This window comes from Burkholderia sp. 9777_1386 (genome assembly GCF_015712265.1).
Lineage (GTDB): Bacteria > Pseudomonadota > Gammaproteobacteria > Burkholderiales > Burkholderiaceae > Burkholderia > Burkholderia cenocepacia.
In genome coordinates this window covers 83786-105136 of the sequence record NZ_JACCQB010000021.1, presented here as the reverse complement: position 1 = coordinate 105136, position 21351 = coordinate 83786, and the positions used below count along the sequence as shown (strand labels likewise).

The window sequence follows — 21351 nt, the reverse complement described above, 5'->3', positions numbered from 1 at the left end:
CAATGTCACCAGAGCTGTTCGGTGCATCGTCGGCTCCATGATCTGACGGGGAACCGGCAAGCTTACCGAGGTCCAAATGCGACATTTCTAAATGGCTAGAACACGACATTTCTAAAAAGCTACTACACCCCAATTTGTCGATAATTCACGTTATGTAAAATTGAGTCGCTAGCGAAAACCGGTAGTTCACCGCCCGCAACGCCTATGAATGCCGCCGCCTGCCGTCACGGCGCGCAAGCCGATTTGCTCGCGCTCACCGATGGCCTGTCTATCGCTCGAAGCGCCCAAACACTCCGCTGCTGCATTCGCACCGTGCGGAACTACGTCGCCGGCCGCTCGCCGATTCCGCGGCATCGCCTCGAAGTCCTGCGCCTGCTGGCGCTCGAAGCGCACAGCACAGCCCATGAATCGGCGGCAGCCTGCACGCGCGTCAACCCGCCGTCGCTGCTACGCGCGAACATCCGCGCTGGACGTTCCGCTCGATGAAATGCTGCCATGAGTCGGTGTTCATGGACACGTTCGCGACCGTGCTCGCCAAGTGGCGCGCTCGCGCTGGCTCTACCGCGCGCATGGCATTCTGGGCCGCCCTGGACCTGCATCGATCCACCCGCAGATACCGCCGAACCATTCAGTCGATATTTGAACTGCCGACGCAGGAAGTTCGGGCGTTGTAACGCGTGTGATATCTTCCGACCAAACTCTTTCAATTATTACGGGGTTATTTCGCATGACACGGGGTCTGTCATACGTCTGCATTTCACTCGCGCGCGCACACGATCGCCGCGCAGGAATGGTTGAGGAATTCGCGAAACAAAATATCAATGCGCGCTTCTTCGACGCCTTCGAACTCAAAGGCTGCGGTCACGGTATCCCCGGGTACGACACCGGCGCCCGCCTTCGCCGTTACGGCTGGCTGCTATCACCGGGCGAGCTCGGTTGCTATCTCAGTCATCGCGCTGTCTGGCGACAACTTGTGGAGTCGGGGAGCAACGCGTGCTGCATCATGGAGGACGACGTGGCGTTACTGGATGGCTTCAAATCCGCGACCGAAGAACTGTACGCCACGCGCGAGCACTGGGACATGGTGCGATTGATGTGGCTCAACAGGCGCGAGCAAACCGAATACGCACACCTGTCGAGCGGTACAAAGCTGATGTGGATGGAAAGCCCGGTCGGTTTGCAGTGCTACATGATCACGCGCGAAGCAGCCGAAGCCATGCTCGATTACACGTCCAGGATTTTGCACGCCATCGATATCGCGTTCGATCGCAATTGGGAACACGAGCAGCGGATGTTTGTCACTGAGCCGCAATTCGTCCAGGACACCGGCGCGCCGACCACGATCCTCGATCGCTCAGACGCCCGCACGCTCGTACAACGGCTGAAAGCCAAATATCACCGGAAGGTCGATCGTATAGCGGCACGCGCGTACGCCAAGAAGCACCGTCCGTCGAGTCCGATAACGCTTGACGAGCGAAAAACGATTGACGCTTGAGACCTGCGATTGAAAGCGACGGCACCCGGCGCGTCGGCGCGCCGTCGCCAGTCCGGGCGATCATCGAGCCGGCCCCGCCCACGCTGGACCGGCATCGAGGCGCCGACCGTCGCCCATGAACGGCGACCAACTGGCATCGAGACATCCGCAAAGCGGGCGCGCCGCACGCATCACGGCGCGCCCACACTCAACCGACCGTCAGACGGCCATCACCGTCACCGACTTCGTGACGAGATACGGCTCCAGCGCTTCCGGCCCGCCTTCCGACCCGTAGCCGGAATCCTTCACGCCGCCGAACGGCATTTCCGGCCACGGCGTCGCCGGCTGGTTGATCCACAGCATCCCGACTTCGAGGCGCTGCGTGAGCAGATGCACGTTCGCGAACGAACGCGTGAACGCGTAGCCGGCCAGGCCGAACGGCAGACGGTTCGCCTCGGCGATCGCCTCCTCCAGCTTGTCGAAACCGCGAATCGCCGCAACGGGGCCGAACGGCTCGTTGTTGAACACGTCCGCTTCGAGCGGCACGTTCGCGATCACGGTCGGTGCGAAGAAGTTGCCTTCCGCGCCGATCCGCTCGCCGCCGGTTTCGATGCTCGCGCCGACCTTGCGCGCGTTGTCGACGACCGACGCCATCGCGGTCAGGCGCCGCGGGTTCGCGAGCGCGCCGAGCGTCGTGCCTTCCTCGAGGCCGTTGCCGACCTTCAGACCTTCGGCGTGCTTGACCAGCGCGCGCGTGAATTCGTCGCGGATGCTGTTGTGCACGAGGAAGCGCGTCGGCGAAATGCACACCTGCCCGGCGTTACGGAACTTCGCCCCGCCGGCGGCCTTCACCGCGAGCGCGACGTCCGCGTCCTCGGCGACGATCACCGGCGCATGGCCGCCCAGTTCCATCGTCGCGCGCTTCATGTGCTGGCCCGCGAGCGCGGCCAGTTGCTTGCCGACCGGCGTCGAACCCGTGAACGTGACCTTGCGGATCACCGGGTGCGGAATCAGGTACGACGAGATTTCAGCCGGATCGCCGTACACGAGGCCGATCACGCCCGCCGGCACGCCCGCATCGACGAACGCGCGCAGCAGCGCGGCCGGCGATGCCGGGGTTTCTTCCGGCGCCTTCACGAGGAACGAACAGCCGGTCGCGAGCGCGGCGCTCAGCTTGCGCACGACCTGGTTGACCGGGAAATTCCACGGCGTGAACGCCGCGACCGGGCCGACCGGCTCCTTCACGACCGTCTGCTGCGCGCCGAGGTTGCGCGGCGGCACGATCCGGCCGTACACGCGGCGGCCTTCGTCCGCGAACCATTCGATGATGTCGGCCGCCGACAGCACTTCGACGCGTGCTTCGGTGAGCGGCTTGCCCTGCTCCTGCGTCATCAGCTGTGCAATCGTGTCCGCGCGTTCGCGCACCAGCGCGGCCGCCTTGCGCATCGTCGCCGCGCGCTCGTGCGCGGGCACCTTGCGCCATGCCTCGAAGCCGCGCTGCGCGGCGGCGAGCGCGCGGTCGAGATCGGCGATGCCCGCGTGGGCCACCTTGCCGATCGGCTTGCCGGTCGCCGGGTTCACGACGTCGATCGTCTTGCCGCTCGCGGCGTCGACCCACTCACCGTCGATCAGCAGTTGCGTATCCGTATAAGTCACGTTAGCCATCCAGACACCCCTACATTGCGTCGATAAAACGCGCGCTGCCGCGAACGGCCACGCGCCGGTTGACAGAAAAAGCCGAGCCGCCGGGGCAGGCACGCACCCGGCGGCATCGACGGCAGGCACGCCGGCCTGCCCTCGTTTCGCGGCGCGCCGCGCTCAGTGCGCGGCCGCCGTCGCCTTGCGGAGTTTCGCGACGTCCGCCGCCTGCACGGCCGGCGCGCCGTTGTTCCAGCCGGCGCGCATGAACGTCAGCACGTCGGCGACCTGCTGGTCGTTCAACTGGTTCGAGAACGCCGGCATCGGATACGCGGACGGCACGCCACCGATCACGAGCGTGTCGCTGCCGTTCAGCGTCACGTTGATCAGCGACGATGCATCGGCCTCGAGCACGTTCGGATTGCCGGCGAGCGGCGCGAGCAACGGTGCATAGCCGCGCCCGTCCGCCCCGTGGCAATGCAGGCAGTAAGCGTTATACACCTTCGCGCCCGGATCGGCTGCCGGCCGGCCCAGCGCGACCTGCGTCGCCTTCGGATCATAGCGGTACGGCGGCGCGCCCGTGCCGCCTGCCGCCGGCAGCGATTTCAGGTAGCGCGAGATGGAAGCCAGATCGTCGTCGGTCAGTTCCTGCGTGCTGTGGTTGATCACGCTCACCATCGAGCCGAACGCGGTCGCGTGCTGGTTCGCGCCGGTCTTCAGGAACTGCGCGACGTCGGCCTCGTTCCAGCGGCCGAGCCCGGTGTTGTGCTCGCCGGTCAGGTTCGACGCGAACCAGTTGTCGATCGACGCGCCGGACAGGAACGCCGCGCCGCTTTCGTCGAGCGCCTTCTCCTGGAAGCCGACACCGCGCGGCGTGTGGCACGACCCGCAGTGCCCGAGCCCCTGCACGAGATACGCGCCGCGGTTCCACATCGCGTCCTTGGCCGGCTTGTCCGCGTACGGCGTCGTGTCGAGGAACACCGCGTTCCACAACGCGAGCGGCCAGCGCATGTTGAGCGGCCACGGGATGTCGGACGGCCGGTTCGCCTGCTTCACCGGTTCGACGCCGTGCATGAAGTACGCATACAGCGCCTTCACGTCGTCGTCCTTCAGCTTCGCGTACGACGGGTACGGCATCGCCGGGTACAGGTTGTGACCGTCCTTCGCGACGCCCTTGCGCAACGCGCCGGCGAAATCCGCTTCGGTATAGCCGCCGATACCTGTCTCCGGGTCGGGCGTGATGTTGGTCGTGTAGATCGCGCCCATCGGCGTGACCATCTTCAGGCCGCCCGCGAACGGCGTGCCGCGCGGCGCGGTATGGCACGCGACGCAGTCGCCGGCTTTCGCGAGATACGCGCCGCGCGCGACGAGTGCGCTGTCGGCGGGCGCCGGCTGCGCGGCATGCGCGGCCGTGCCCCCCACCAGTGCGGACAGCGCGAGCAACGACGCGCGGAGCGTGTTCAGGTTCAGGGTGAGATGTCGCATGATGTTCCCCTCCCCTCAGGCCGTTTTCAGCTGGTTGCCGACCGGCAGCTTGCGCAGCCGCGTGCCGGTGGCCGCGAAGATCGCGTTCGACAGCGCCGCCGCGGTCGCGGCCGTGCCCGGCTCGCCGATTCCGCCCGGCGCTTCGCCGCTCTTCACCAGATGGACTTCGATTGGTGGCACCTCGTTGATGCGCATCATCCGGTAGTCGGTGAAGTTGGTCTGCACGACGCGGCCGTCCTCGATCGTGATCTCGCCGTACAGCGCGCCCGTGATCCCGAAGATGATGCCGCCCTGCACCTGCGCCTCGATCGTGTTCGGATTGACGAACATCCCGCAATCGACCGCGCACACGGCGCGCTTGACCTGCACCTCGCCGCCGTCCACCGCGACGTCGATGACGATCGAGAAGAAGCTGCCGAACGCGTGCATCACCGAGACGCCGCGCCCTTGCCCCTTCGGCAGCGGCGCGCCCCAGCCGGCCGCCTTCGTCGCGACGTCGAGCACGTTGCGGGCGCGCGGCGTCTTGTCGAGCAACGCGCGGCGGTATTGCACCGGGTCGGTCTTGGTCTGCGCGGCCAGTTCGTCGATGAAGCTCTCGACGACGAACGTGCCGCGCGTCGGCCCGACGCCGCGCCAGAACGCGGTGGGCACGTGGCGCGGCTCCTGGCGCACGTAGTCGACGAGCTGGTTCGGCAGGTCGTACGGCAGTTCGGCCGCAACCTCGACCGCGTCGGGATCGACGCCGTCCTTGAACGCGGGCGGCGCGAAGCGCGCCATGATCGACGAGCCGACGATCCGGTGCTGCCACGCGACCGGCTTGCCGTTCGCGTCGAGGCCGGCGGAGATCTTGTCGTAGTAGCACGGCCGGTACATGTCGTGCTGCACGTCTTCCTCGCGCGTCCAGATCACCTTCACCGGCGCGTTGACCTGTTTGCCGACCTTCACGGCCTGGCCGACCATGTCGGTTTCGAGCCGTCGGCCGAACCCGCCGCCGAGCAGGTGGTTGTGCACGACGATCTTGTCCGGCGGCAGCCCGGTCAGTTGCTGCGCCGTGTCGCGTGCGCGGGTCGGCACCTGCGTGCCGACCCAGATCTCGCAGCCGTCGCCGCGCACGTGCACCGTGCAGTTCACGGGCTCCATCGTCGCGTGGGCGAGCAGCGGCTGTTCGTAGACGGCGTCGACGCGCGTCTTCGCGTTCGCGAACGCCTTGCCGACGTCACCCTCCTTGCGTGCGACCGCGCCCTTGCCGTTCGCCGCCGCCTGCGCGAGATCCGCGAACAGATCCTTCGTCGACACCTTCGCGCCCGCGCCTTCGTTCCACTTCACGACGAGCGCCGCCGCACCGCGCTTCGCGGCCCACGTGTGATCGCCGACCACCGCGACCGCGTTGTCGACGCGCACGACCTGGCGCACGCCGGGGATCTTCCTCGCGGCCGTGTCGTCGACGCTCGCGACCGTGCCGCCGAACACCGGGCTGTTCACGATCACCGCATACAGCATGCCGGGCAGGCGCACGTCGAGCCCGAACTGCGCGGTGCCGTCGACTTTCTCCGGCGAATCGAGGCGCTTCGCGGGCGTGCCGATCAGCTTGAAATCCGCCGGCTGCTTCAGCGCGACGTCCTTCGGCACCGGCAGCTTCGCCGCGGCGTCGGCCAGCTGGCCGTACGATGCGCGCCGGCCGCTCGGCGGATGCTGCACCTCGCCGTTCGCCGCGCGGCAAGTGGCGGGATCGACGTTCCATTGTTTCGCGGCGGCCGTGACCAGCAGCGTGCGCGCGGTGGCGCCCGCGCGGCGCATCGGTTCCCACGCGTAGCGCACCGACGTCGAGCCGCCGGTGAGCTGGCCGCCGAGCAACGGATCGAGGAACAGTTTCTCGTTCGGCGGCGCATGATCGAGCGTCACGCTCGACAGCGGCACTTCGAGTTCTTCCGCGATCAGCATCGGCAGCGCCGTGTAGACGCCCTGCCCCATCTCGACCTTCGGCATCACCAGCGTGACCTTGCCGGCGCGGTCGATCTGCACGAAGGCGTTCGGCGCGAACACGCCGGGCGCCGCGGGTTCGGCCGCGTCGCCGCCGATCACCGAACGGCGTGCATCGTCGCCCGCGGCCGGCAGGCTGAAGCCGAGCAGCAAGCCGCCGCCGGCCGCGGCACCGAGCGACATGCCGAGTTTCAGAAACCCGCGGCGCGACACGCCCGCGCCGGCCCGGCCTGCTTCGAGGAGTCCTCGCGACATGTCAGGCCTCCTTCGCGGCTTGCTTGACCGCGGCGCGAATCCGGTTGTACGTGCCGCAGCGGCAGATGTTGCCGGCCATGGCCGCGTCGATGTCGGCGTCGCTCGGGTTCGGGTTCGATGCGATCAGCGCGGTAGCGGCCATCACCTGCCCCGACTGGCAGTAGCCGCACTGGACGACGTCGAGCTCGCGCCAGGCCTGCTGGACCTTGTGGCCGGCCGGTGTCGCGCCGACGGCTTCGATCGTCGTGATCTTGCGGCCCGCGACCGCGGCGACCGGCAGCACGCACGAACGCGCGGCGACACCGTCGAGATGCACGGTACACGCGCCGCATTGCGCGATCCCGCAGCCGAACTTGGTGCCGGTGAGGCCGACGACGTCGCGCAGCACCCAGAGCAAGGGCATGTCGTCGGGGGCGTCGACCGAGCGGTTTTCGCCGTTGATGTTGAGGGTGATCATTCAGCCTCCGGGGCCGTTGTATTGGGGAAGCGGCGCGAACGAGGCGCGCTGCGCCGTGTGGTCGTCGTCATCGCCGTTGCGTCGTGCGCAACGGGTGCCGCGCGGTCCGGGTGCGGGCGGGCCGCGGCGGTGGTGTTGCGTGCTGCGTCGTTACTCGGCCACGTCGATGCCCGACAGCACCTTGATGACCGGCGGTGCGGTGAACCAGTCGGCCGACTTCGTGCGGAATTCGCCGAAATACGGGCTCGCGAGGTGTGCGTCGAATGCCGCCTGATCGTCGTAGATCTCGTACAGATGCAGGTTCGGCGAACCGTCCTGTTCGCGGAACAGGTCGTAGCGCCGGTTGCCCGGTTCGGTGCGCGTCTTGGCGACCATGCTGCGCAGCTCGGCCTCGGCGGCCTGCGCGTGTTCGGGTTTCAGGAACAGCGAAGCAATCACGTGAAGCGCCATTTTTTCACTCCTTTGCAAACGGAAACGAGCATGCCACAAGCCGGCGTCGAGCGACGCCAGCGTGCAACGGTGGTAGGTGGTCGAGCGGAGGGATCAGGCCAGCTCGTCCGGGCCCACACGCACGACGACCTTGCCGAAATTCTTGCCGGCGAGCAAGCCGATCAGCGCTTGCGGCGCGTCGGCGAGATCGGGGACGACGTCCTCGAGCGTCTTCACCTTGCCCTGCGCGACCCATTCGCTCATGTCCTTCAGGAACGGCGCATAGCCGCTCGCATAGTGATCGAGGATGATGAAACCCTGCACGCGGATGCGCTTGCGCAGGATCGCCCCCATCAGCGCCGGCACCCGATCACGGCCGGTCGACAGCGCCTTGTCGTCGTAGGCCGCGTCGTTGTAATGCGCGATGATCCCGCAGACGGGCACGCGCGCATGGTCGTTCAGCAACGGCCACACCGCATCGAACACCGCGCCGCCAACGTTCTCGAAATAGACGTCGATGCCGTTCGGGCACGCGTCCTTCAGCTTCGCGGCAAACGCCGGATCGTGGTGGTCGACGCATGCGTCGAAGCCGAGCGTGCCGGTCACGTACGCGCACTTGTCGGCGCCGCCCGCGACGCCGACCACGCGGCAACCCTTCAGCTTCGCGATCTGGCCGACCACGGCGCCGACCGCGCCGCTCGCGGCCGCGACGACCACGGTTTCGCCGGCCTTCGGTTCGCCGATCTTCAGCAGCCCCGTGTACGCGGTGAAGCCCGGCATGCCGAGCACGCCGAGCGCGTACGACGGATGCGCGAAGTCGCGGCCGAGCGGGATCAGGTCGCGTCCGTCGGACAGCGCGTAGTCCTGCCAGCCGGCTCCGGCGACGACCAGATCGCCTTCGCGAAACGCCGGCAGGTTCGACGACACCACGCGGCTGACCGTGCCGCCGACCATCGGCTGGCCCAGTTCGGCCGGCGGCGCATACGACGGCGCGTCGCTCATCCGGCCGCGCATGTACGGGTCGAGCGACAACCAGACGGTGCGCAGCAGCACCTGACCGGGGCCGGGCACCGGCACGTCACTCGTTTCGGCGCGGAAGTTGTCCGGCGTCGGTGCGCCGACCGGGCGCGAATTCAGGATGATCTGGCGGTTTGCGGTCTTGCTTTGCGGCATGTGAGCCTCCGTCAACAGGAATGAACGTGCTTCGTGGGCACGATCGGATCAGGGATGGACCAGCAGGAAGTGCACGCCCGTGGCGGCATCGGCGGTCGGGCCGGTGCGCTCGCAGGCAGGCGGTGGGAACGATCGGGACAGCGTAACGCAGCGTGAAGCGTTCGTCATGAAGGATTGAGTAGACCAGTCGTCTAGAATCAGGGCAAAAACAAGGCGCGCCCAGGCGCGCCCGGATTACGACTGCGCTCCGTCGTGCGCGGCCGGCGGCAGGTTCAGCATGCGCCGCGTTTCGGCCATCGCCCTTTCGAGCGGTTTGCGGTTGCGGTGAATCTTTTCCAGCAGCGTCGCGCCCAGCCACAGCTCGTACAGGATCGCGGCCGTGTACGACGGATCGTCGACGCCGCTCAGCGACCCGTCGGCGAGCCCGCCTTCGATGCCGCCCGCGAGCCGCTCGATGATCTGGCTGGTGCCGCGCCGCAATACCGCGCGCATCGCTTCCGACAGATCCGACACTTCCGCGCCGAGCTTCACCGCGAGGCACTTGCCTTCCGGATCGTCCGCGCATTGCGTGTGCAGCCAGTTGCCCCAGTACGTCATCAGGCGCTCGGCGCCCGTGCCGGCCTGGTGCTTGAGCAGGTTGTCGAGATGCGCGAGATAGCCTTCGAAATACGATTCGAGCAGCGCTTCGCCGAATGCCTCTTTCGAGCCGAAGTAATGGTAGAACGAGCCCTTCGGGATGCCCGCCGCGGCGAGAATCTCGTTCAGACCGACCGCCGAAAACCCCTTGTGGAGCATGATCGGCTTCGCGATGTTCAGGATGTGCTGGCGGACTTCGGCGCCTGAAGATGCATTCATGATGGCGTATGGTAGCAACGATTAGACCGGTCGTCTAGTAACGTCGAACCGGCATGTTGAGCGGCACTTTACCCGATCCCCGTCGCGCACCCAATGCCTGGCCGGCGCCCCCCTCACCCGCCCGGGCCGTCCGCGCGCGGCGCGTCACATCGGCGACTCGGTTTCGTCGCAGGCATTTCATCGATCTCCCGCATAAATACGCGCGGCGCATGTGCCGGCGACCGCGAGGACGCAGCCGGCATTGCACACGTGTGCAATGCGCCGGACCGTTACCGCCTCTCGAACCCGTGACCAGGAACGCCCCATGACCGCTTCGAAACCCGTCCGCCCGACCGCGCCGAACCGCCGGCGCTTCATTCAGCGTGGCGCCGCGCTGACCCTGTCGCCGCTCGTCGGCTCGCTGGCTGCCTGTGGCGGCGACGGCAGCCCGGCCGCCGCGTCGTCGTTCGCCGCCACCGGCGCCGCCGATACGTCCGCCCGCAGCTACGGCATCGCCGATCGCTCGATCACGATCAACGTCGTCAACGCGATTCCGTCGACCACGCTCGCGTTCGGCAATGCGGCGAGCCAGAGCGGCTCGACGCCGCAGGCGTCGCAGAGTTTGATCGCGACCGGGCAATCGACCGCCGTCAGCGCGTCGAACAGCTGGGGCGATTGCACGGGATCGTTCAGCCTCGCCGGCGGCGATGCATCGTTCGCGATCGCGTACACGCATCCGTTCGGGTCGCAGCCGACCACCGTCAGCGTCACGCCGTCGGCCGGCTACGTGTCGGGCGCCGACGCCGCGACGTTTCCCGGCCACGACTCGGTCGCGAATCTCAACCTGTATCGCGGCGTCGCGACCGCGAACGGCGCATGGGTCGTCCCGCTCGCGCAACTCGCGACGCCGCCGGCCAACAACTGCCAGGATTTCGCGAACAGCATGTTCGGCAGCAACGTGCGCACGGCCGCGGCGATCCGGTCCGCGTATCAGGGCACGGGCTCGCTCGGCTACGTGCCGCCCGCCGACTTCACCGGCGGCCAGCTCGCGGGCTTCGTCGCGCAATGGGTGCGACGCTGGCAGGACGGCGCGTCGTACACCGTGCTGCCCGGCGCCGATGCGCAATTGATCGATGCGCTGAAGCAGTACGTGTCGAGCGCGTCGAACGCGGGCCCGCTGACGATGTGGGTGCCGCAGATCGCGTGGCAGGCCGGCTCCGACCCGGCGGTTTTCTCGCTGACCGGCTATCGCGCGTTCCCGTTCGTCGACGCGCAAGGCAACTGGAACGCGGCCACGCTGTCCGCGTTCCTGACGCTGCTGGCGGCCGGTTCGCACCTCGTCGCGATCAGCGCGACCAGCGACCTGCCGGCGGGCGTCACGATGCAGGCCTTCGACAGTTTCATGGGGGCGAGCGGGCTGGCGACGTCGACGGATATCGGCAATTCGCACTACGCATCGGTCGTGAACACGACGGGCCGCTATTACCTGAGCGTCGGCAACGATTTCGCGCCGGCGAATTGCGGGCTGATCCTGTCGTTTCTGTACGGGCGCACGGTGAACAACCTGCTCGCAGGCGCCGGCACGTACAACACGTTCATCCAGCTCGAAGGCTGGCAGGCCGGCGGCTCGCGTCACAACGCCGACTACGCGACGTATCAGCAGACGTTGTGGAACATCTCGACGTACGGCGCATCCGCGTACAGCGAGAAGCGCGCGACGTCGATCTTCCTCGCGCCCGCCGGCTGGACGCCGCAGGTCTATCAGACGACGCGGATGATGCCGTACGTCGGCGCGTATGCGCAGTCGAACGGCACGCCGCAAGGCTGGCTGAACACGTCGCTCGTGACGATTCCGGCGGACGCGCCGCCGCTGCCGTCGCGGTATGTGGGGAGTTGAGCGGGGCGCAGCGGCCGGCGGTCGGTCGGGCCGGCCGCTCGCGCCACGTCGCTTCGCGCATGCGGCGCCGATCGGCCCTGCAGTCAGCGCGGCGCTTCGTCGGCGCGCTTTCTCATGCGTGCCCGCCGCTCGCTCCGTTCGGCGGCCGGGACGGCCTTGACGCCGCGCAACGGCGGCCGGCGCACGAGCGCCGCCATCTCGCGCCTCAGCGCGTCGAGCTCGTTGCTGCGCGCCGCATCGGTCGCCAGGGCGCCGTCGAGCTGCCCCTGAAGCACGCCGCAGCGATGCAACGCGTCGCCGAGTTGCGCCTGTAGCGCGGCCATGTCCTTCCGCTGCTGCGCATCGCGCTGTTCCGCGCGCGATGTCGCTGCGTCGAGTTCCTTTTGCAATCGTGCGGCCGTGAGCCGCTCGCGATCGATTTCCTGAAGGGCCCGCTTCTCCGATGCGCGCAGGCGCGCCTCGGCGCGGCCCGCGTCGTCGCGCAACCGGTCGAGCTGGGTGGTGAAATCCGCGCGGGCTTCGGCGAGTGCGCGATCGGCCTCCGCGTTGTCGGCTGTCAGGCGTTCGATATCCGCTTGCAGCGCTTGCCGCGATGCATCGTCCGCCGCCCTCGCCTGCTCCAGTTCCTGAATGCGGACCTGCGCGGCCAGCAGCGCGGTCGTGCGTTGCTCCAGCGCGGTTTCGGTGCGGGCCAGTTCGGCCTGCAACGTCGCGACTTCCGCTTGCGCCGCGGCCCGCTGGGCTTCGACTTCCGCGCGCAGCGAGTCGAGTGCGGCGGCCGCGTCGGTACTCGACCGGTTCCACAGCGCCGCGACCAGTTCGCCTGCCGCGGCCTGCAGATCGGCCGGCAGGTCCGGGTGCTCGATGCGCACGCGGCTCTTTTCCCGCAGCTCGGCCCAGAACTCGGCCAGGACGGCCGTCGGCGTGCTCATGCTGCCCTTGCGGACGAGCTGGTACAGGCGGTTCGCCGTCGGCGTGATGCCGAAGCGGAAGAACAGCAACGCGCAGGCTTCGCGATACAGCTCGCGGGTTTTCGGGAAGTCGGCCTTGAGGCGCTCGATTTCGGCGGTCAGGCGGGGTTCGTCGGCGGCGAGATCGGACATGGCGGAGTTTCGTCGGGAACTTGATAAATAATATAACGTAAACCGTTATATATCCAATCATTCGCCAATTGAGTTTTGACATTATTTCTATAATGTCGAGTGCGATGGTTCATGGCCTCGCATGTGCCATCGCGGAAGCTGTTGGCGGCCTCGCCTTCACCCCAACGTGGTTGCCCGGCAAAAACGCCGCTGCAACCGCCTCGAAAAAACGTCAACATGGCGCGATTGAAGGCTGGCCGCCCTGCTTTGCCGGGGCAACGGTAAAAGACAGAAGAACGAGGAGCCCGCGTTGCGCACATTCCGGATCGGCTTTCGCGGCTTGTTCGTCAAGCTCGTACCGACGTTCATCGTCGTGGGGTTCGTCGCGATGGTGCTGTCGTCGGTGCTGACGAGCGTGTTGTGGCGCACGCATGCGGAAAGCGACATTCGCCGTTTTCTCGGCAATCTCGATCGCCCTGCACTGGCCGCCGCGACCGGCGCCGTCGACTTGCGCGACCCGGTCGCCTGCCGCGCCGCGGCCGACGCGATGTTCTGGCAGATCGCACGAATCGGCGCGCGCGACGTGATGGATTTCGCGCCGATGATGGGCTTCTTCGGCGCCGGCCGGTTGCAGGTGCGCATCGCGCAGCCGGATGGCGCGGGATGCGAAACGTCGCCGGTCGCGTCGCCGCTGCTGTCCGATGCGTTCGCGGCGACACCGGCCGACCCGGCGGCGCCCGACACGATGCTGCATCGTGACGGCGACTGGGCCATCGTCACGCGCATCGCGCTGGCCGGCGGCGCGATCGCGCGGATCGGCGTCCATTACTGGCCGGGCTGGCAACTCCACTACGAGATCGCGGACGACGCCTCGGCCTACGACCTGATCCGCACCGTGCTGTATCTCGGTGCGATGGGCGCGAGCTTCGCGGGCTTGCTCGTCTGGTTGCTGGTGCGGCGCGTGCGGCGGATGACGGCGGCGGCCGACCGCTGGGCGGCCGGCGACTTGTCGGCGCGGATCGCCGATGCGTCGCGCGACGAACTCGGCGCGCTGGCCGCGCATTTCAACCGGATGGCCGATGCGCTCGCGCGGGCGTTCGGCATGCAGAAGGCGCTCGCGGTATCGGTCGAGCGCACGCGCATCGCCCGCGACCTGCACGACACCGCGAAGCAGCGCAGCTTCGTGCTCGGCCTCAAGCTGACCGAGCTGGAATACGAGGCGCAGCGTCACCCCGACCTGTTGCCGACCGTCGGCGCGGCGCGGCGTCTGGCCGATCACCTGCAGCAGGATCTCGACAACGTGGTGACCGGCTTCAGCCTGCCCGCGATTGCCGAGGACGGCCTGCGTGCGGCCGTTTCGCACGCGGTGCGCGACTTGCTGGCCGGCTCGGGCATCGCGTGGTCGCTCGACCTGCCGGATGCCGCGGCGCGCACGCTCGATGCCGATCCGGCGGCCGCGCACGAGTTGCTGATGATCACGCACGAGGCGGTCGCGAATGCGCTGCGCCATAGCGGCTGTCGCCGCATCGACATCGCGTGCGAACCGGGCGACGCGGGTCACGCATCGGCCGCCCGTCCGCCGGCACACTGGCGATGGAGCGTGCGCGACGACGGCGCCGGTTTCGACCCGGCCGCCGTGCCCGTCGGCATGGGGCTCGGCAATTTGCGCTGGCGCGCGGACGCGCTGCCCGGCGGCAGGCTCGACATCGTGTCGGGCGCGGACGGCACGCGCGTGACCGTCCATTTCAATCCGATGGAGACCACATGACCACCATCCTCGTTGCCGACGATCACGCGGTCGTGCGCGAAGGCATCCGTGGCCTGTTGCGGCTCGATGCGTCGTTCGAGATCGTCGCGGAAACGGACGACGGCGCGTCCACGGTCGAGCAGGTACGCGTGCATCGTCCCGACGTGCTGTTGCTCGACCTGATGATGCCCGGCATGGGCCACGCCGGCGTGCCGGCGGTGATTCGTGCGATTCGGGCGGCGAGCGGCGACACGCACATCATGGTGCTGACGTCGTCCGACGACGATGCGCTGGCACTGGCCGCGATCGACGCCGGCGCCGATTCGTTCCTGCTGAAATCGATGCGCGGCGAGCGTTTGCTGCAGGCGATCCATGCGGCCGTCCACGGCGAACCGACGCTGCACCCCGGCATCGCGCAGCGCATGATCGGTGCGTTGCGCAAGCCGCCGCGCAACCCGTTCGCCGCATTGACCGCGCGCGAGCTCGAAGTGCTGCGCTGCCTGGCCGAGGGCGGCAGCAACGCGCGCATCGCCGCGACGCTCGGCATCACGGAAAAGACGGTCAAGACGCATCTCGGCAACGTGATGTCGAAACTGCATCTGTCCGACCGCACGCAGGCCGTCGCGCTCGCGTGGCGCGAAGGATTGATGGCGCCGAAAACCTGACGTCGCCGAGCGGCCAGTGCCGGCCGCGCGTCGACCGCGCTTCCCCGTATCTACGACTTTCGTCGGATCCTTTCCGTCGCCAGCGCGCGACCTTCGCCCGATGCGCGGCGCGGCCGGCGTCCCTAAAGTGGCGCTGTCGCGCGATTCCGCGCATTCGTTACGGCGAAAACATGAGACCTGCCTGGCTGTTGTGCCTTCCTGTCGCGCTGGCGGCATGCGCGCCGCTCGAACCTTCCGCCGCGGGGCGCGACGTGCGCATCGTCACGAGCGACCCCGGCGGCACCTGCCGCCACCTCGGCGACGTGACCGGCAGCCGCGGCAACTTCCTGATCGGCGGCTTCATCCCCGATGCGACGCTCGAGACCGGGGCGCGCAACGACCTGAAGACCCGCGCGGCCGCGCTCGGCGGCAACGTCGTGGTGCTGCTCACGCAGCGCGGCGTGCAAAGCGGCAGTTTCGACGGTACCGACGGCGGCTACCTGCGGCAGACCGGCGTCACGCTGACCGGCAGCGTGTATCGCTGCCCGGGCGCCGGGGCGTGACGATGCGTGCCTTCGCCACCCTGATATGGAGCCTCGGTATCTCCGGCTGGCTGCCCGGCTGCGGCGGCGACGGCAACGAGCCCGTCGTGCCGGGCGGGCTGCCGTCCGCGCCGCCCGAGATGCTGCGCGCCGCGTGGCAGGACGGCGCGTTCGTGCCGCAGACACACGGTATCTGGACGCTTGCCGGCACCGGCGCGATCGCCGAGATCGGGCCGCACGGCGCGGTCATCTACAACACGACGCGCACCGGCAACCTGTGCTGGCGCGATCCCGCGTACAACGCGAGCACGGCGGCCGTCGCCGGCCTGATCGGGATGTATGCACGCTGGCGCGGCGGCATGGTCTTCACCGACTCGCCGGACGGCATGCAGCTGCATGCGCGCCCGCTGGCTGCGCTGCCCGACGCGTGTCGCATGACGGGCAACGGCGCGCCGTCGCCGCTCGCGACGTATGACGCGGTCGCCGCCCTGCTGCTCGACTTCCATTCGTTCGCGGCCAACTACGGCATCGACTGGGCGGCGCGTATCGCGCGACTGCGCCCGCAGGCCGCCGCCGCCGGCAGCGACGCGGCGCTCGGGCCCGTGCTCGATGCGCTGCTCGGCGCACCGGTCGATGCGCATACCAGCATCAGCGACGAAAACGATTCGTTCACGCTCGGCTGGCGCGACGAAAACGCACCGCAGCAGACCTTCCGCCGGTTGCGGCATGCGTGGATGCAAGAGGCGCCCGCTACGTCGTTTCCGGCCTGGCTCGGCGTGTGGCACGCGCGGCAAACGCAGGCGCGGCTCGGCCTCCTGCGCGCCGATGCGCGCGGCATCGAATTCGACGGCAGCCTGGTCTGGGGCGTGCTCGACGGCAATATTGGCTATCTCGCGATCGACCGGATGGGCGGCTTTGCGGGCGGCCCGATCGCCGACATCGAGCAGGACCGTGCCCGGCTCGCCGCCACGCTCGATGTCGTGCTCCAGCGGCTCGGGCAGACGCATGCGCTCGTGCTCGACCTCGCGTTCAACCAGGGCGGCGCGGCGCAGATCGCGCACGACATCGCCGCGCGCTTCGCCGACCGCAAGCGGCTCGCCTATACGCGTGCGCTCCCGCAGGCGGCCGGCATCGCGCCGCAGCGATTCCATGTCGAACCGGGCGGCGCCGTGCGCTATGCGAAGCCCGTCGTCGTGCTGACGAGCGACGTGACCGTCAGCGCCGGCGAATACCTGACGCTGATGATGCGCACGCTGCCGCACGCGATCCAGGCCGGCCAGACCACGCAGGGTGCGCTGTCCGGCGGCTTCGGCAAAGGGTTGCCGAACGGCTGGATGATGGGCATCGCGAATCATGTGACGCGCGATGCAGCCGGCGTGTCATACGAAGCACGCGGAATCCGGCCCGACGCGGAATTCGACGTGATTCCGGACGATGCGTCGGACTCGGGTTACGGCCGCGCCGTGTTGCGCGCCGCGGCGCTTGCCGGCGAAGCCGCGCTGTCGCACCGGACCCGGCGCACCATGCGCGACCGACCCAACCACCGCGCGCGAGGGCGGCCCGAAGCGCGACGCATCACGGCGCGGGCCTTTAACGGCCCGACGCGGCTTCCCTGAGGAAATCGAGCAACTGGCGTGTCAGGAAGGCCGGATTCTCGTCCGGCAGCCAATGGCCCGTATTCGGCGCAACGGCTCCGCGAACGTCCAGCGCCAGCTCCCTCGCCATGTCGAGTTCCTTGGCGCCGTTGCTCTTGTCGCCCGCGAGCGCCAGCACCGGCATCGGGAGCTTGTGCTTCATGAACGCCTTGAACCGCGTCTCGTCCTGCGGAAACGCGCGATAGAGTTCGAACCCGGCGCGTAGCGCGCCCGGCGCCGCGTAAGCGTCGGCGTAGACGGCGATATCGTCGTTCGACAGCGCGACGTGGGTTCGCTTCTTGTAGAAATCGAGGATGTACGCGCGCTCCTTGCCCGCAATCAGCATTTCCGCGATATCGCGCTGCTGATGCAGTCCGAAATGCCAGATCTGCGGATCGGCGCTGGCCTTCGCTTCGTCCCAGATACGCGTGCCCGGCACCGGAACGTCGAGCATCGCAAGTTTCACGATCTCGGTCGGCCATTGCGCGGCGTACGCATAGGCCACCATCACGCCGATGTCGCGGCCGACGAGGTGGATGCGCGTCGCGCCGAGCTGGTGAACGAGGGCGCGGATGTCGCCCGCCATCGACGCCTTGTCGTAGCCGCCGAGCGGCTTGTCGGATTCGCCCGCGCCGCGGTAATCGACCGCGACGACCCGATACCCGTCTTCGGCGAGTGCCGGCATCACGTGACGCCACGTGTACCAGGTTTGCGGCCAGCCGTGCAGCAGGACCACCATCTCGCCGTCGTTCGGGCCGCCGGTCACGTAATGGAGTCGGACGTCGTCGAGCTGCGCGTAGCGTCGGCTGAAGCGCCGCTCGAAACCGGCCGGCAGGCCCGGCGCCGGCATCCCTGGCATCGATTGTTCGGATCGTTCGTTCTGCATGGGTCGTCATCCGTTGCTGTGTCGGTCGCCCAGCCTGTCGACCTGCTTCACGCCCCGGAGCAGCCATGGCCGAAGTTGCCTCGTGAGGAGCGGCATGATGATCCAGGTCAGCGATGCGGTCAGCAGCGCGGAGCTGAGCGCGAGTTGGACAGGACGCTCCGACGCTGGCAGGAGCGCGTTCAGTAGGTACGTGATCGACAGCAGGGCCGGATAAACGGCCAGCCACGTCACGAGAAACGTTTTCCACTTCGGTGTAGCGGGCTTGCCGGCGATCGCGAACCACGCATCCATGCCGACCGCGGCATCGCGATGCTCGTCCGATATCGTGTCGCCCTTCGCCACCAGCTTTCGTCGCTCCGCGGAGGCCTCCCACGCATGCAGGTGCGCCGGCGAGTCGAACCGATAAATCAGGTAGTTGATGCCGCTGGAATCGCTCAGGCGAACGTTTCCGAGGTGCCCCGGGTAACGCCGCGCCGCCGCGTCGATCTCGCGCGCCCAGCGATCGAATTGCCTTTCCCGTCCCGGATGAACGACGCGACCGACGACGATCGTGCTGGACTCACGCATCGTGTCGGGTGGGTGAAGGTGCTGGCTGTCGTGCATTGAGGCGCTCACGGGAGTGGGCGGTGAATTTCGTCGCCCGGCAGCTGCCGGTGGCGGCCGGGAAAACCTCGGATACGCGGTCCGGGCGAACCTGCCGGGCTGTCGCGAAAGCAAACCGCGATCCTGCTCGCAAGCCGGCCGCGTCGCTCATCGCGCTTCGGCGCTCCATCGGGCGGCCTGCGGCGACGGCGCGGCAGCGTCATCCGATGCCAGCGAATCCGCTACCAAATGAACGCGCGCTGTAATTTTTTCAGCGCAATCGAAAGCGGTGAGCGCGACGGGTGACCGGTCAGCGGATCGCCATGCGCCGAATCCTCGCGCCGCGCCCTCGTTTCGTCTTGTCATTCGCGTGCCACCGTAGGCCGGTAACGTTCGAAGCCGTCCCCGATTCCGACAAGCGATCCGCCATGCAGCGCCCGTCGCGCGCCACGCCCCACGTCTACGCAGCCACGTCTCGCGCCCTCGCCGTCAGCCTCGCGATCAACCTGCTGCTGCTCGCCGTCGAGACGGCGGCGGCATGGTCCGCGCATTCGTCGGGGCTGCTCGCGGACGTCGCGCATGCGGCGATCGACCTTGCGGCCGATGCGCTGATCCTCGTCGCCTGCCGGCTCGACGCGCGCCTGCCGCCGCAGCGTCGCCCGACCTACGAGCCGCTCGCGCTCGCGGGCCTCGGCGCGTTGCTGGCCATCACCGGCGCGCAAATGATCTGGCATGCGCTGACCCGGTTCGATACGCCGCCGGTCGTGCAGCCGGGCGCGACCGCGCTCGCGCTGGTTGCGGTCACGCTCGCGGGCAAGGCCGTGCTGTCCTGCTGGATGCTGCGCAAGGCGCGCGAGACCGGTTCCGCGCTGCTCGAGGCGAGCGGCTGGCACGTGCGGACCGATGCGCTGTCGTCGTTGCTCGCGGCGCTCGCGATGAGTGCGGCGCTGATTGGCTTCGGCCGTCTGGACGACCTGGCCGCGCTCGCGATCGGCGCGCTCGTGATCCGCACCGGCGTCGCCTTCATCCGGCGCGGCTGCGCGCAATGGCCGGCATGGGCCGATTGGGCGAATCGCTCGACGCGCGGGTCGTGAACTCGGGTAGCCGCACGACCCGTCGCCCAATCGATACGCATGAGCGACGGCACGGGACGCAAAAGAGGCTCGCGCGGTGCGAGCCTCTTTTGCGTCAAGTCGCCATCGTCGCGACGCCGGTGACGTATCGATCGATGCCGATGTATTGCCGGGCGAACGCATCCGTTGCCGCTCGGTCGGCATCGACTACACCATTCACCCGAGCGGCACGACACTCCCGAGCAGAATCCGCACCAGCGTCGCCTGACGCGTGACGCCCGTCTTCGAGAAAATCGCGCGCAGGTGCGTACGCGCGGTGTTCTTGCTGATTCCCGATTCGTCCGCGGCTTCCTCGAGCGTCAGCCCGTTGGTGAGCAGCAGCGCGAGCGATGTCTCGGCCGGCGTCAGGTCGAACAGCTTGCGGATGATTTCCTGCGCGCCCTGCGGCTTGCGATCGGGATCGCGCAGGAACAGCGTGACGGCCGGCCGTCGCCGGTTGTCCTCCGACCAGTCGGACAGCAGCACCGTGCGCACCAGCAGCCCGAGGCGCGGCTTGTCGAAGCTGCGCGTGATCGGCATCGCCTCGACGGTTGCCGCGGCTGTGCCGTGATGCCCCATCACCGCGTGGCGGATCAGCCGCTTCAGCGTGCGGTTCTCCTGCGCGTCGGTCGCCTCGATCGTGCCGCGCGCGATCGTCAGCCCGTTGTTCTGCTTGAGGATCTCGTCGGCGACGCTGTTCATGTCGATGATCGTGCCGTTCTCGTCGAGCGCGATCGTGCCGACCTGCATGCGGTCGATCGCGTTCGCGTAGATCGAGCGCTCGACCTCCGCCGAATCGAGCCGCGAATGCAGTTCCACCGCGCGCTTCAGGTGCGGCAGCAGCAGCGCGCAGACCGCCTTGTCGCGCGCGGAGAACTGCTTCGACGCATGGTTGCGGCACACGCGGAACCGGCACTCGACGCCCGACGGCGTGCGCAGGTCCGCGCCGAGGATATAGCGCACGTCCTGCGGCTTCAGGAACTGCTTGTACAGCTCGCTCGACAGCCAGCCCGTGTCGCCGAACACGTCGTCGACCGTGACGACGCGATCGGCCGGCAGGCCGACGAACGGGTCGAGCGAATAGTAGTAGTTGTTGTACGACGCCTCGCCGTCGCCCGGAACGACCGGGCCGAATTCCGACGCGTGCACGGACAGCGGCGCGCGGCGATCGCTCGCGGCCGCGCGCAGGATCAGCGTCACGTAGTTCGCGTGCAGCCAGCGACGGACGAGCTCGAGCGCGCCGGCCCACGGCGGCGTCTCCAGCGGACCCTGGTAGATGCGCGCCATCAGCTCGCTGAAATCCGCGACGCCGATGTCGGCCTCGTCACTGGTTGCCTGGCTCTCTTGCGGAGCCCATCTCGTCTCCATCAGCACGCTCCATCCTCCATACGACATGTTTGCGGTGCGACCGAGCCGCGCCGCCATGATTTAAGACGCGTCTAAATTCCGGCGTCATCGGGAGATTCACTGAATGGCGAGAATTGGCCATCCGGGCGGGCA

General features: G+C 68.1%; 19 protein-coding genes. 8 read left to right on the top strand and 11 right to left on the bottom strand.

The genetic code is table 11. From position 1 onward, the window contains the following. Positions 1–204: 204 nt before the first annotated feature. Together H0X91_RS17925 and H0X91_RS17920 are read left to right on the top strand one after the other, a co-directional pair. Positions 205–486, top strand: coding sequence for a hypothetical protein (locus H0X91_RS17925; protein ID WP_049006475.1), 282 nt, complete (start codon positions 205–207; stop codon positions 484–486). Between the two features lie 241 nt (positions 487–727). Beyond that, complete coding sequence (locus H0X91_RS17920; RefSeq protein WP_012493339.1) at positions 728–1495, top strand: glycosyltransferase family 25 protein; 768 nt, start codon at positions 728–730, stop codon at positions 1493–1495. Between the two features lie 198 nt (positions 1496–1693). On the opposite strand, the gene H0X91_RS17915 is transcribed toward H0X91_RS17920, so the two are convergent. The 7 genes from H0X91_RS17915 to H0X91_RS17885 all read right to left on the bottom strand — a co-directional run bounded on the left by H0X91_RS17915 (position 1694) and on the right by H0X91_RS17885 (position 9746). Further along, positions 1694–3139, bottom strand: coding sequence for an NAD-dependent succinate-semialdehyde dehydrogenase (locus tag H0X91_RS17915; protein WP_006482793.1), 1446 nt, complete (start codon positions 3137–3139; stop codon positions 1694–1696). Positions 3140–3292: 153 nt separating this feature from the next. After that, on the bottom strand, positions 3293–4597 hold the full coding sequence (locus H0X91_RS17910; protein WP_006482794.1) for a c-type cytochrome: 1305 nt from the start codon (positions 4595–4597) through the stop codon (positions 3293–3295). Between the two features lie 15 nt (positions 4598–4612). Next, positions 4613–6832, bottom strand: a complete 2220-nt coding sequence (locus tag H0X91_RS17905; protein ID WP_058903122.1) for a xanthine dehydrogenase family protein molybdopterin-binding subunit — start codon at positions 6830–6832, stop codon at positions 4613–4615. A 1-nt stretch (position 6833) separates the two neighbouring features. Then, the gene (locus H0X91_RS17900) at positions 6834–7289 is read right to left on the bottom strand and encodes a (2Fe-2S)-binding protein (protein ID WP_006494852.1); all 456 of its coding nucleotides are present in this window, start codon (positions 7287–7289) and stop codon (positions 6834–6836) included. 150 nt (positions 7290–7439) lie between these two features. Beyond that, entirely contained in the window at positions 7440–7739 is a 300-nt protein-coding gene (locus H0X91_RS17895; RefSeq protein ID WP_006482784.1) for a putative quinol monooxygenase, read from the bottom strand. 93 nt (positions 7740–7832) lie between these two features. Continuing rightward, positions 7833–8891, bottom strand: a complete 1059-nt coding sequence (locus H0X91_RS17890; RefSeq protein WP_006482783.1) for an NADP-dependent oxidoreductase — start codon at positions 8889–8891, stop codon at positions 7833–7835. 234 nt (positions 8892–9125) lie between these two features. Next, on the bottom strand, positions 9126–9746 hold the full coding sequence (locus tag H0X91_RS17885) for a TetR/AcrR family transcriptional regulator (protein ID WP_006482787.1): 621 nt from the start codon (positions 9744–9746) through the stop codon (positions 9126–9128). A 304-nt stretch (positions 9747–10050) separates the two neighbouring features. Between H0X91_RS17885 and H0X91_RS17880 the strand changes: the two genes are divergently transcribed. After that, entirely contained in the window at positions 10051–11622 is a 1572-nt protein-coding gene (locus tag H0X91_RS17880; RefSeq protein WP_062910469.1) for a hypothetical protein, read from the top strand. Positions 11623–11705: 83 nt separating this feature from the next. On the opposite strand, the gene H0X91_RS17875 is transcribed toward H0X91_RS17880, so the two are convergent. Next, positions 11706–12725: a DNA-binding protein gene (locus H0X91_RS17875; protein ID WP_062910470.1), complete on the bottom strand. Its 1020-nt coding sequence runs from the start codon at positions 12723–12725 to the stop codon at positions 11706–11708. Positions 12726–13014: 289 nt separating this feature from the next. Between H0X91_RS17875 and H0X91_RS17870 the strand changes: the two genes are divergently transcribed. From H0X91_RS17870 to H0X91_RS17855, 4 genes are all read left to right on the top strand, one after another. Then, positions 13015–14472 carry a sensor histidine kinase gene (locus H0X91_RS17870; RefSeq protein WP_034202338.1) on the top strand — a complete coding sequence of 486 codons (1458 nt, stop codon included), beginning with the start codon at positions 13015–13017 and terminating at the stop codon, positions 14470–14472. Continuing rightward, entirely contained in the window at positions 14469–15116 is a 648-nt protein-coding gene (locus H0X91_RS17865) for a response regulator (protein ID WP_006490644.1), read from the top strand. Before H0X91_RS17870 ends, H0X91_RS17865 begins: the two co-directional genes overlap by 4 nt. Positions 15117–15286: 170 nt before the next feature. Then, positions 15287–15658 (top strand): DUF4156 domain-containing protein, encoded by a 372-nt coding sequence (locus H0X91_RS17860; protein WP_034202340.1) that lies wholly within the window; start codon positions 15287–15289, stop codon positions 15656–15658. A 2-nt stretch (positions 15659–15660) separates the two neighbouring features. Then, positions 15661–17253, top strand: coding sequence for a S41 family peptidase (locus H0X91_RS17855; protein WP_230391263.1), 1593 nt, complete (start codon positions 15661–15663; stop codon positions 17251–17253). Here H0X91_RS17855 and H0X91_RS17850 read toward each other — a convergent pair. Both H0X91_RS17850 and H0X91_RS17845 read right to left on the bottom strand, forming a co-directional pair. After that, positions 17228–18157 carry an alpha/beta fold hydrolase gene (locus H0X91_RS17850; protein WP_196433171.1) on the bottom strand — a complete coding sequence of 310 codons (930 nt, stop codon included), beginning with the start codon at positions 18155–18157 and terminating at the stop codon, positions 17228–17230. The genes H0X91_RS17855 and H0X91_RS17850 overlap by 26 nt on opposite strands. A gap of 6 nt (positions 18158–18163) precedes the next feature. Continuing rightward, complete coding sequence (locus tag H0X91_RS17845; RefSeq protein WP_006490642.1) at positions 18164–18760, bottom strand: hypothetical protein; 597 nt, start codon at positions 18758–18760, stop codon at positions 18164–18166. A gap of 407 nt (positions 18761–19167) precedes the next feature. Between H0X91_RS17845 and H0X91_RS17840 the strand changes: the two genes are divergently transcribed. Continuing rightward, a complete protein-coding gene (locus H0X91_RS17840) occupies positions 19168–19833 on the top strand; it encodes a cation diffusion facilitator family transporter (RefSeq protein WP_006490641.1) in 666 nt (221 codons plus the stop codon). A gap of 195 nt (positions 19834–20028) precedes the next feature. Here the strand turns inward: H0X91_RS17840 and H0X91_RS17835 are convergent, their stop codons facing one another. Continuing rightward, positions 20029–21219 carry a helix-turn-helix transcriptional regulator gene (locus H0X91_RS17835; protein WP_012493335.1) on the bottom strand — a complete coding sequence of 397 codons (1191 nt, stop codon included), beginning with the start codon at positions 21217–21219 and terminating at the stop codon, positions 20029–20031. Positions 21220–21351 lie beyond the last annotated feature (132 nt).